Annotated in this window: 12 protein-coding genes, 1 tRNA gene and 1 rRNA gene; all 14 read left to right on the top strand. The window is 51.4% G+C overall.

The features are described from left to right. Positions 1–179: 179 nt before the first annotated feature. Positions 180–295 (top strand): 5S ribosomal RNA (rrf, locus tag EX31_RS21320). Positions 296–398: 103 nt separating this feature from the next. Further along, positions 399–475: transfer RNA gene (locus EX31_RS21315), tRNA-Asp, on the top strand. Positions 476–905: 430 nt separating this feature from the next. Further along, a complete protein-coding gene (locus EX31_RS21310; RefSeq protein ID WP_037036565.1) occupies positions 906–1,631 on the top strand; it encodes a beta-ketoacyl synthase chain length factor in 726 nt (241 codons plus the stop codon). Then, positions 1,631–2,443 (top strand): lysophospholipid acyltransferase family protein, encoded by an 813-nt coding sequence (locus EX31_RS21305; RefSeq protein WP_037036564.1) that lies wholly within the window; start codon positions 1,631–1,633, stop codon positions 2,441–2,443. The genes EX31_RS21310 and EX31_RS21305 overlap by 1 nt, the downstream gene beginning before the upstream one ends. A 3-nt stretch (positions 2,444–2,446) precedes the next feature. Then, a complete protein-coding gene (locus EX31_RS21300) occupies positions 2,447–2,704 on the top strand; it encodes a phosphopantetheine-binding protein (RefSeq protein WP_013574228.1) in 258 nt (85 codons plus the stop codon). 10 nt (positions 2,705–2,714) lie between these two features. Continuing rightward, a complete protein-coding gene (locus EX31_RS21295; protein WP_037036563.1) occupies positions 2,715–2,969 on the top strand; it encodes an acyl carrier protein in 255 nt (84 codons plus the stop codon). 77 nt (positions 2,970–3,046) lie between these two features. After that, positions 3,047–3,580: a COG4648 family protein gene (locus EX31_RS21290; RefSeq protein ID WP_153374965.1), complete on the top strand. Its 534-nt coding sequence runs from the start codon at positions 3,047–3,049 to the stop codon at positions 3,578–3,580. Next, complete coding sequence (locus tag EX31_RS21285) at positions 3,547–4,926, top strand: AMP-binding protein (RefSeq protein ID WP_223509666.1); 1,380 nt, start codon at positions 3,547–3,549, stop codon at positions 4,924–4,926. The genes EX31_RS21290 and EX31_RS21285 overlap by 34 nt, the downstream gene beginning before the upstream one ends. Next, positions 4,923–5,267: a 3-hydroxyacyl-ACP dehydratase FabZ family protein gene (locus EX31_RS21280; protein ID WP_037036560.1), complete on the top strand. Its 345-nt coding sequence runs from the start codon at positions 4,923–4,925 to the stop codon at positions 5,265–5,267. Before EX31_RS21285 ends, EX31_RS21280 begins: the two co-directional genes overlap by 4 nt. After that, positions 5,264–6,979, top strand: coding sequence for a glycosyltransferase family 2 protein (locus EX31_RS21275; RefSeq protein WP_037036621.1), 1,716 nt, complete (start codon positions 5,264–5,266; stop codon positions 6,977–6,979). The genes EX31_RS21280 and EX31_RS21275 overlap by 4 nt, the downstream gene beginning before the upstream one ends. Before the next feature lies 1 nt (position 6,980). Beyond that, positions 6,981–7,424, top strand: a complete 444-nt coding sequence (locus tag EX31_RS21270; RefSeq protein ID WP_013574234.1) for an acyl-CoA thioesterase — start codon at positions 6,981–6,983, stop codon at positions 7,422–7,424. Then, a complete protein-coding gene (locus tag EX31_RS21265; protein ID WP_037036559.1) occupies positions 7,421–8,026 on the top strand; it encodes a LolA family protein in 606 nt (201 codons plus the stop codon). The genes EX31_RS21270 and EX31_RS21265 overlap by 4 nt, the downstream gene beginning before the upstream one ends. Then, on the top strand, positions 8,016–10,322 hold the full coding sequence (locus EX31_RS21260) for an MMPL family transporter (protein WP_037036558.1): 2,307 nt from the start codon (positions 8,016–8,018) through the stop codon (positions 10,320–10,322). Before EX31_RS21265 ends, EX31_RS21260 begins: the two co-directional genes overlap by 11 nt. Further along, positions 10,319–10,894, top strand: a complete 576-nt coding sequence (locus EX31_RS21255; RefSeq protein ID WP_037036557.1) for a DUF3261 domain-containing protein — start codon at positions 10,319–10,321, stop codon at positions 10,892–10,894. Before EX31_RS21260 ends, EX31_RS21255 begins: the two co-directional genes overlap by 4 nt. The last annotated feature ends 1 nt before the right edge of the window (position 10,895 follow it).

Below are 10,895 nucleotides of genomic sequence, written 5' to 3'. Positions count from 1 at the left end.
GCTGGGTGTGTAAGTGCAGCGATGCATTGAGCTAACCAGTACTAATGACCCGAGAGGCTTAACCTTACAACACCAAAGGTGTTTTTAGAGACTTGAAGTAGATTTTCAGCTGAAGTTCCGAGATTGGTTCGTAGTGCAAGCCTGATTTAAGGTGAGCGTTATGAATGAAACAGAATTTGCCTGGCGGCACTAGCGCGGTGGTCCCACCTGACCCCATGCCGAACTCAGAAGTGAAACGCCGTAGCGCCGATGGTAGTGTGGGGTCTCCCCATGCGAGAGTAGGGAACTGCCAGGCATCAATTTTTTATAATAAAGAACGTGTTCCTTTTCCCCTGACAAGGAAAATAACAGGAACAAACAGGTATCAGACGATTGCTGATACGTGTGAAAGAACCGGTGGAGCGGTAGTTCAGTTGGTTAGAATACCTGCCTGTCACGCAGGGGGTCGCGGGTTCGAGCCCCGTCCGTTCCGCCAATTATTGCATAGTCCCTGAATCGAAAGATTCAGGGACTTTTTGCATTTATTTTCCAGTGAAAATGCAAACCAGACTCCTTTCTTTCTCTGATATATTTTATTATCTCACAGGCTCACGTTTATCTCATCGGCGTTTCTTACAGGATTTAATTCTGAGGAGTTAACTGATATTAAACTATTATCTTTAACTAAATAGAATGGCTATCAGTTTGGATTCATCAAAGAATAAGTATATTCAGACATCCAGGGAATACTTTGTATCAAATTGAAAAATTTGTGTGTTCAGATAAACCTGCAAAGTACTAATAAAGCTCATAATAAATTCGTACTAAAATTCTTAATCCAGTTCAATAAGTTGTCAGATTACAGATGCAAGTTCCAATAAAATACCATAAAGTCTCAATTTGGAATAATCACAAAGATCATCATTATGAAATTCTCATTGGATATACTGGACTGGCGGGCAGTGGCTCCGGGAGTCGATAGTTGTGAGCACTGGATCCAATGGGCTCAGTGCTCAGATATAAATACATTTTCCGGTGAGAACCCCAAAAGCCAGCAAATTCCAATGATGTCAGCACGTCGAATGAGTACCGGCAGTCGTTTTGCTGTTGATGCCGGGCTTGCATTGCTCGCCAATAACAACGTAGATGCGGCAATTTTTACCAGCCGCCATGGTGAGCTGGAGAATACAGGGCGCATTTTGCATTCTCTGGCAGAGGAAAACGCTTTATCTCCGACTGAATTCTCCATGTCAGTACATAATACCGCAGCAGGTTGGCTTACCATTATTAGCAAAAATCCGTTGCCGGTAACCTCATTAGCAGCCGGAAAGGACAGTTTTCAGCAAGGAATACTGGAAGCTCAGTCGATGCTGGCAACCGGTGCTTCCAGCGTCATGCTGGTCGATTTTGATGGTGAAATCCCCGATATATATAACGAATCGGTAAATTCTGAGTTTCTACCTTACGCTGTAGCAATAATATTAACTTCTGGCGATAGTTTGCAGTGCCAGCGTATTTCATTGCCGGGTGAGGATCTGAATTCAGAAATTCCGCAGAGTCTGCAATTTCTGCGAGGTTATCTTTCTTCCTCTCCTTTATTCAATGTCAGTGCAGATAGCCGCCATAGCTGGCAATGGGTTCGGGATTTGTGATGAGAGAAACGCTAGTACCCGAAGAAAAGTCTTCTCTGGTAAATCGCATCTGGCGATGGCTGGCAACTGGATTCTTTTTCGCACTTTTCGGAATTGGCGGGCTGTTGCTTTCTATTATCTGGTTTAATCTGTTGCGACTGATCATCCGGCAACCCGACAGATTGCAGCGAATGACGCTAAACAGCATCCGTAATAGTTTTAGGTTTTTTCTGAGTGGATTACGGAGGGTGGGAGTGATGGATTACCGGTTTACCGGTGATGAAAAGTTTCAGCAAGATACCGGGTGTCTGATCGTGGCGAATCATCCCAGCCTTCTTGATTATGTGATCCTGGCATCCCGGATGCCGCGTTGTGACTGCATCGTCAAACAGGCTTTGTTGCAAAACCCATTCTTAAGCGGAGTGATAAAAGCGGCGGGCTACCTGATTAACTCTGGGTCTGACGCTCTGTTGCAGGCCTGTGAAACCCGGTTGCAAGCAGGCGGTACGCTGTTAATTTTCCCGGAAGGAACGCGCTCCTTACCTGAGAAACCGATGACGCTGCAGCGTGGTGCCGCTAACATTGCTCTGAGGGCGGGGTGTGATGTCAGGATTGTCCATATTTCATGTCAGCCACCCATGCTGACAAAAAATGGGAAGTGGTACGAAATTCCCCGTGTAAAACCTCAGTTTGTGATTACCGTTGCCGATAAGGTAAAGGCTGAAGACTTTTTAGATGAAAGCGATCTTTCACCTGCTCTGGCTGCACGGCGTCTGACGCAGTATTTGTGCACTGAGTTGATGCGCAGCAATATGCAAAATAACGAGAATTAAGTCATGGATTCATTAAGTAACGACATAAAAGCACTTATCATTGAGACGCTGAATCTGGAAGGAATGACGCCAGATGAGATAGAGACGCAGGCCCCACTTTTTGGTGACGGATTAGGGCTGGATTCTATTGATGCCCTTGAGCTCGGTCTGGCATTAAAGAAGCAATACGGTGTGATCCTTTCGGCGGAAAGTCAGGAAATGCGCGAGCACTTTTATTCTGTTGAAAGTTTGGCCAGATTTATATCAGTACAGCGTGGTTAAAGAGATTCCTATGCAGAAGCAAGAAATTTACCAGCAGATTAGCGCGTTATTAGTCAAGCTATTTGAAATCGATGAAGATGATATCCGCCCGGATGCAAAACTCTATGAGGATCTGGAATTAGACAGCATTGATGCTGTTGATCTGGTGGTTCATTTGCAGAAAATCACCGGCAGAAAAATTAAGCCTGAAATGTTTAAATCTGTTCGCACCGTTCAGGATGTTGTTGATGCCATAGATGAATTACTTAATTCCCCGGCGCCATAGTATGTGTGGGTATCTTTTTTGTGGATAAAACCCGGCGCTTCTCATTTTCTCAGGTTGCGAAGATTGCCCGCTGGGCGATGCCGGTGGCGGTTATTGTCTATCCGCTAGCCGTATGGTGCGGTTTAAAAAGTTGGGGAATTAGCGTTCTGGCACCTGTGCTGATTGCTGTCTTTATTCTGCGATTACTGACTTTTCGCGGAAAATTATCCCAGTTAACTTTTTTTGGAAAAGCGATTGCAGCCTCAGGGATTGTGCTGGTCGCCAGCAGCCTTTTATTACGCGAAACCTCTATGCTGTTGTATTACCCGGTTGCGGTAAATGCTTTATTACTGGGGGTATTTTTCAGTTCCTTATACGCCCGGCAATCTTTGGTTGAACGTCTTGCACGACTGAATGAACCCGATTTACCGCCCGAAGGTGTTGTTTATACACGCCGTGTCACCCAGGTCTGGTGCATTTTTTTTCTGTGGAATGGATCATTTGCTTTATATACCTGCCTGAAAGGCGATATGGCCCTATGGGCTCTTTACAACGGCGGGATCAGTTATCTGCTGATTGGCTTATTAATGGGTATTGAATGGATAGTCAGAAAGCGTCTGCGCCAGCCATGACGCTGCCAATGTGTAAATGGCTAAGCACGGAAAGAGCAGATGATTATCTGGTGGCCTGGAGCGAAAGCCGGGAATGGCGTCAGTGTGATTTCCGCCAGGACGTATTATCTCTGCTGACTCATATCAGCGCGACATCGCATACCCGCTGGGCATTGTGTTTTGAAGATAACTATTCATTTGCCGTGGCGCTGCTGGCAGTGCTTTACAGCGGTAACACGCCGGTTTTACCTGGACATTTTCGCCCGGCCGTTCTGGCTGAACAACGCGATGAATTTGATGCGTTAATTACCGATCTTGATTTGACGATTGATTGCCCTGTTCTGCGTTTGCCTTGCTCAGTGGATCAGCCATTGACTGTTTTACCCAACTGGCCAGAAAATCCCGCGCTTCACTTATTTACCTCCGGTTCGACCGGTAAACCGCAAAAAATAATCAAACCAATTACCTGTCTTGAACTGGAGAGCCAGTGGCTTTCAGCGCGATGGGGCGATCAATTCGCAGATGCACACTTTGTTGCCACCGTGGCGCCTCATCATATGTACGGCCTGAGTTTTGCTTTTATGTTGCCGTTGTCGCTTGGCCGGCCTTTTGCGACGAAAAGTGTGGAGTATCACGAACAGTTGCAGTCACTTGCCAGTAAAAATACTTTGGTGCTGACCAGCAGTCCGGCCTTTCTTAAACGCCTTGATCCGGCTTTGGAGCCAACTCACTGCCGGCATGTCTTTTCTGCCGGAGGCCCGCTAAGTAATGAGGCCGCCTTGCTGGTAGAAAATGTCTGTGGTTGTCTGCCGACAGAAATCTATGGCACCAGCGAAAGCGGCATTATTGCTTTTCGTACGCAACATCAGCCAGACGAAGCCTGGACGCTTTTTGAAAATATCCGATTCTCTTCCTGTGCTGATGGCAATATTTCCCTGATTTCTCCGCTGCTCCCGCAGCCGGAAGGCATGATCCTCAGTGATAAAATCCAGCTATTGCCCGCCGGACAACGCCAGTTTGTTCTTTTAGGCCGTAAGGATCGGATCGTTAAGATTGCAGAGCAGCGGATCTCACTGACTGAAATTGAGCAGCGTTTGTGTGCGTTGGATCTTTTAAGCGACGCCAGCGTGCTGACACTCGAAAAACAGGGGCGGCTTTATATCGCAGCCGTACTGGTATTAAGTCACGGCGGAGAGCTGTTATTACAGGCGCAGGGGCAGGCCGCGCTGCTTGGGCAGATTCGCCTGACGCTGCACCAGTGGTTATCGCCGGTCTCTGTGCCGCGATACTGGCGTCTGGCGTCTGCCATTCCTCTTAACCAGCAAGGCAAACGCGCAACTGCTGAATTACAGGAACTGTTCTTATGATTTTGCCGCAAGTGCTGAACCAGCAACTCGTCAGCGACACCCGTCTGCTTCTCACGCTCCGGTTGTCTGCGGATTTATTCTGGTTTAAAGGCCATTTCCCGTCGTCGCCGATTTTGCCTGGTGTGACGCAGGTGAACTGGGTCATGGGCTACGCCGAAGAACTTCTGGGGCTGGATAAAGCGTTTTCCGGCATGGAAGTGGTGAAATTCCAGCGACCACTTTTGCCTGAAGAGATCGTAGATTTGCACATCGACTGGCTGAAAGAAAAACAGCGGCTGGTATTCCGTTACAGCGTGGGCGAAGCGATTGCCAGCAGCGGGAAAATCACCTTATGTCCATGATGCCGCCAGCCCCATTTTCTCCCTGCCTGATTATTCCCTGCTACAACCACGGGCCGATGATGGCCGGTGTACTGGAGAGTCTCCGGCCATTCGGTTTGCCCTGCATTGTGGTGGATGATGGCAGCGACGTGCAGACAGCAGAAGAGTTGCAACGCCTGGCCAGTGTGACGCCGTGGATGAGCCTGACGCGATTAACTGTAAATCAGGGGAAAGGTGGGGCGGTGATGGCGGCCCTGCGGCTGGCCGTTGAAAAAGGCTTTACGCACGCCTTACAGGTGGATGCTGACGGTCAGCATCAGCTTTCAGATGTTCCCGCGATGCTGTCTGAAGCCAGAAGTCATCCGGATTGTCTGATCTCCGGGCAGCCGGTTTACGATGACAGCGTGCCGAAATCGCGCCTGTATGGCCGCTATATCACCCATTTCTGGGTCTGGATTGAAACCCTGTCATTCTCAATCAAAGACAGTATGTGTGGATTTCGCGTGTATCCTCTCAAACCTTGTCTGCAACTGATGGCGGAAAAAACACTGGGTTTACGGATGGATTTCGATACGGAAATCATGGTGCGCCTTTACTGGCAGGGCACGCGCAGCCGTTTCCTGCCCACGCGGGTGACCTATCCCGAAGATGGCCTCTCGCATTTTGATGCAGTGAAGGACAATCTGCAGATTTCCTGGATGCACACGCGGCTGTTTTTTGGCATGTTGGCGCGTATTCCTTATTTGCTGCGTCAGCGAAGAAAATGTCCCCGGCACTGGTCTGCTACACAGGAACGCAAAGGATTGTGGGGTATTCGCCTGATGCTGGCGGTTTACCGGACTCTGGGATATCAGGCTTTTCGTCTGCTGCTTTATCCGGTCATCACCTATTTTTGGCTTACCGGCCGCAAACAGCGCAATGCCTCTGCCAGCTGGCTGGAACGTGTCCGCGTAACGGCCGCACATCGCAATATTTCCCTGCCTTATCCGCTGAGCACTTTCCGGCATTTCATGCGGTTTGGTGAATCTATGCTGAGTAAACTGGCGAGCTGGCAGGGCGATAAAACCCTGACCGATGCGGTACTGGTCAATCCCGAAATTTGCGAATCGCATATTGCCTCGGGGCGTGGCACGGTGATCCTCGCCTCGCATTTAGGCGATATCGAATCCTGCCGCGCGATTGGCGCGCTCAATCACCGCATTACCGTCAATGCGCTGGTATTTACAGAACATGCCGAGCGGTTCAATCAGGTAATGAAAGAGATTAATCCGCAGGCCGTGGTTAACCTTATCCAGGTAAGCAAGATGGGGCCGGAGACCGCCATTTTATTACAGGAAAAACTGGATGCCGGTGAGTGGGTGGCGATTGTCGGCGACCGGACATCTGCCAGTCCTCATCAGCGTGGAGAGCATGCCCGCGTGATTTACAGCGAGTTTCTGGGTGAACCCGCCGCATTCCCGCAGGGGCCCTTTATTCTGGCTGCAGCGCTACGCGCGCCCGTCATGCTGATGTTTGGCATCATGCAGCGACAGCGTCTGCATATTTACTGCGAATCTTTTGCGGATCCTCTGATCCTGCCGCGTACCAGCCGCCTGTCTGCGTTACAGTCTGCCGTCGATCACTATGCCGCACGACTTGAGCATTACAGCCTGCTGGCGCCTCACGACTGGTTCAATTTTTATGATTTCTGGCAACATCCGACGGATGTTGCCCCTGACAGGAAACCTGACTGATATGACTTCCAAACTTGATCCGCGTTTTAACGATCCGCGATTTTCTACCCGCGTTGAAATCACGGTTCCTTTCCACGACGCAGATGCAATGGGCGTGGTCTGGCATGGCAACTATTTCCGTTATCTGGAAGTCGCGCGCGAGCAGTTACTCAAGCAATTTGATTACGGTTATCGTCAGATGCAAGCGTCAGGTTATGTCTGGCCGATCGTTGATACCCGCGTGAAATATATCGCGCCGCTGCTCTTTGAACAGCGTATTGCCGTTCATGCGCAGCTTGAGGAAATCGAAAACCGTTTGCGCATCGGCTATCAGATTTACGACATCGAAACCGGTAAACGCACAACGACAGGTTACACGTTACAGGTCGCGGTAGACGCTGCCACCAAAGAAATGTGTTTTGTCTCGCCGCAGGTTCTTTTTGATAAAACAGGAGTCAGCCTGTGAAAGCCTTTTTGCTATTTGTACTGACGGTTTTCAGCGTAACGGCAAACGCTGTTACCCTGGAAGAATTACAACAGCGCTTCAGCCAGGTGCCGGTACTCCGTGCTGAATTTGCGCAGCAAAGAACCATCAGCGGGATGGCGCAACCGCTCAATTCCAGCGGAAATCTGCTGATTGCCCGGCAACAAGGGCTGTGGTGGCAGCAGGAAAAACCGTTCGGCCTGACATTATTACTGACTGAAAACCGCATGGTGCAAATCATGGCGGGGCAGCAGCCACAGGTGGTCACGGCGGAGACGAATCCGCAAATGTTCCAGTTTAATTCCTTGCTCAGCGCGCTGTTCCACGCAGACCGCAAGGTGCTGGAAGAGAATTTTTCGCTTGATTTTACCGATCACGGTAAAGGCGCCTGGACGCTGATTCTGACGCCGAAGGTCTCGCCGCTAAACCGTCTGTTCCGCAGTATTACGCTCAATGGCGAAACCTTTCTGAACAATATCGATATTAATGACATGCAGGGAGACGCCACGCATATTCGTTTCTTCAATCAGAAAACGACGCCAGCCATGCTGACTGACGCAGAGAAACGCCATTTTGCATCCTGACCTTCATCGAAAACTGGCGCAAAGCTGGCTGCTGATTATCGTGCTACTGGTCGCAGCGTTGTTCTGGTTACTGCCACGCAGCCAGATTAACAGCAGCGTTCTGGCGCTGTTGCCGCAGCAGCAGGAAACGGATATTCCGCAGGCTTTTTCTGACGGCTTTACTCAGCGTCTGGATCGCCAGCTTATGTGGCTGGTCAGCCCGCCGCCGGGAGCGGGTATTCAGCCCGCTGCTGAGTGGCTGAAGCATTTGCAGGCGCTGCCTGAACTGAGTCAGGTACAGGGCCCGATGGACGCACAGCGTCAGCAGGAGTGGGGCACTTTCTTCTTCAAACATCGCAATGCGTTGCTCGATGACGCCACACGCCAGCGTCTGACGGCAGGTGCTGAATCGCAAAGCCAGTGGATCCTCGGCCAGATCTATTCGGCGTTTGCCGGTGTCAGCGGCAAAGAGCTGGCAAACGATCCGTTATTGCTGGTTCGTGCCTCGCAGATGGCGCAACAGCAGAGCAGCGGCGGTATGACGCTGGATCAGGGCTGGCTGATGGTCCGTGATAAAAAGGGTCGTAGCTGGTACATGGTGCATGGCGAGCTGAAGGCGTCTTCTTATGACATCACGTCGGCTAAACAAACCGTAGCGGCTCTTGGTGCGGTGAAAGAAGCTTTTGAGGCGCGCTGGCCGGGTGCAAAAGTGCTTGAGCGTGGCACGATTTTCTACAGCAATTATGCCAGCCAGCAGGCTGAGCACGATCTTTCCACGATTGGTGCGGCGTCAGTAACTGGCGTGTTTGTGCTGATTTTACTGATGTTTCGTTCGGTCCTGCCGATGCTGCTCAGCTTACTGTCAATCGCTATCGGCGCGCTGTCAGGCACGGTGTTTACCCTGTGGGTATTTGGTGAAATCCACGTGATGACATTGGTGCTGAGCACCAGCATTGTTGGTATTTCTGCCGATTACACGCTGTATTTCCTGACCGAACGGCGGGTGCATGGCGATTCCAGCACACCGCTGGAAAGTCTGAAAAAACTGTTCCCTGCGTTATCGGTGGCGCTGCTGACCACGGTGGTGGCCTATCTGATGTTGCTGATTGCGCCATTCCCCGGCTTGCGGCAGCTGGCAGTGTTTGCCGCCGCCGGGCTGAGTGCGGCCTGCATCACCGTGATGTGCTGGTATCCGTATTTGTCCAGGCGTTTGCCGACAGGGCCAGCGCCGGGGCTGACGCTGATCATGCGCTGGTTACTGGCCTGGCGCAGTCGCAAAGCTGTGCGCATTGGCCTGCCGTTACTGATTTTAGTGCTGGTGGTGGCAGGAATATCGCGGCTGAAAATCAATGATGACATTGCGGATTTGCAATCTCTTCCGGCTGGTTTGCAACTACAGGAACAGCAAATCGCCGCGCTGACCGGGCAGACGAACGATCAGAAATGGCTGGTGGTATACGGCGATAGCGCAGAGCAGACACTGCAACGTCTGGAAGCATTGCGGCCAAAGCTGGCGCAGGCCAAAGAGAAGGGGGTGATTGACGGATTCCGGGCGATCACTCTGCCTTCTCAGGCACAGCAGCAGCGGGATTTATCGCTGCTTCGCCAGCACGCACCGCAAATTATTGCGCAATTGCAGCAGGCGGGGATCCCGGTGGCGAAGCCGGATCTCAGTGCGCAGACGGTTGATGTGCCGGAATGGCGCAACAGCGTGGTCAGTGAGGGCTGGCGTTTGTTGTGGCTGTCCCTGCCGGACGGGCGCAGCGCCGCACTGATCCCGGTGAATGGCGTTCATGACAGCGCAGCCATGGCGGCGCTGGCGGCATCCATGCCGGGAACCGGCTGGATCGATCGTAAAACTGAATTCAGCGAACTGTTTTCGCAATACCGTGTTTATCTGACCTGGCTACTGGCGCTCGCCGTTGCAGTCATTGCGGTCACTTATCTCTGGCGTTTTCGCCTGCCACACGGGCTTGTTTGTCTGGTTCCGACCTTACTTTCCCTTGGGATGGGCGTCGCTGCGCTGGGCTTCAGTGGCCATAATCTTAATTTGTTCTCCCTGCTGGCGCTGATTCTGGTGCTGGGGATCGGCATCAATTACACCCTGTTTTTCACCAATCCACGCGGCACGCCGACGACATCCATGTTTGCCATTTTTATGGCTGCGGTCACCACGTTGCTGACGTTCGGTATGCTGGTGTTCAGTTCCACGCAGGCGATCAGCAGTTTTGGCATCGTGCTGAGCTTTGGCATATTAACGGCATTTCTGTTGTCGCCACTGACCTTGCCAGCTAAAAAAAGAGGACGCAAAAAATGACCCGGTTTATGCTGCCAGCGCTGACACTTCTGATTTTTATACTTGTCGGGTGCGCGACAAATTCCCCTTCAGATACGCAGCCGCAAGCCTGGCTGAAACGCGGCGTGCAGGTGAAATTACCCGCGCCCACCCTGGATAAACCGGTCAGCCAGCAGCAGTTGCTGACGGCCACGGTGAAAGGTAAACAACAGTCTTTGCTGGTGCTGCTCAATGCGGATGGAAAGTCGTTACAGCTTGCCGGGCTTTCCCCTCTGGGGATCCGCCTGTTCAAAGTGGTCTACGATCAAACGGGGATCCACACCGAACAGGCCATGAAGATCGACGGTTTACCTCCAGCAAATCAAGTTCTGGCCGATATTATGTTGAGCTACTGGCCAGCGCAGCGCTGGCAGCCGCTGTTGCCGGCGGGCTGGAAACTGGACGATCAGCCGCTGCGCCGCACGTTACTGGATAACCAGGGCCATACGATCACCCGCATCGACTATCTGCCACAGGGCAGCGGACGTCAGCCGGTATCCATCACGCAGATGGCGTTCCACTACCAGATAACTATCCAGAATGTGGGTGACTAAC

The sequence above is a fragment of the Rahnella sp. WP5 genome (genome assembly GCF_000745615.1).
In the GTDB taxonomy this organism is placed as follows: Bacteria; Pseudomonadota; Gammaproteobacteria; order Enterobacterales; family Enterobacteriaceae; genus Rahnella; species Rahnella aceris.
This window is presented reverse-complemented; position numbering and strand designations above follow the sequence as displayed.